The organism is Undibacterium sp. Di27W (genome assembly GCF_049340345.1).
In the GTDB taxonomy this organism is placed as follows: domain Bacteria; phylum Pseudomonadota; class Gammaproteobacteria; order Burkholderiales; family Burkholderiaceae_D; genus Undibacterium.
The window spans coordinates 1-255 of sequence record NZ_JBMPOS010000188.1 but is presented as its reverse complement, the minus strand read 5'-3'; the positions used below and the strand labels follow the sequence as shown (position 1 = coordinate 255).

Sequence of the window (255 nt, the reverse complement as noted above, 5' to 3'; positions counted from 1 at the left end):
CTACTGCATCCTTGTGAGCAGAGACCCCAATATCCGCTGCGTACTGACGATCATATTTTTGTCCGTCGAGTGTAGCGAGTTTTTTTATCGTTGATTCTTGCTTGGCATCCGGTGTGTCCGGAATATCCACTTTTTTACTATTGGCCAACTGCTTTAATTCATCCGCTACTTTGGAATGATCTGTGACCATTTGATCGGCAAATTCTTTGACAGACGGTGAAGAAGCTTTACGCGTGGCATCTTTGCTCGCTGTAA

1 protein-coding gene is annotated in these 255 nt (G+C 44.7%); it reads right to left on the bottom strand.

The annotated features are described in order from the left end of the window. Nucleotides 1-255: DUF4142 domain-containing protein (locus tag ACO0LF_RS31835; RefSeq protein ID WP_423021450.1), on the bottom strand; the 255-nt coding region annotated here is incomplete at both ends.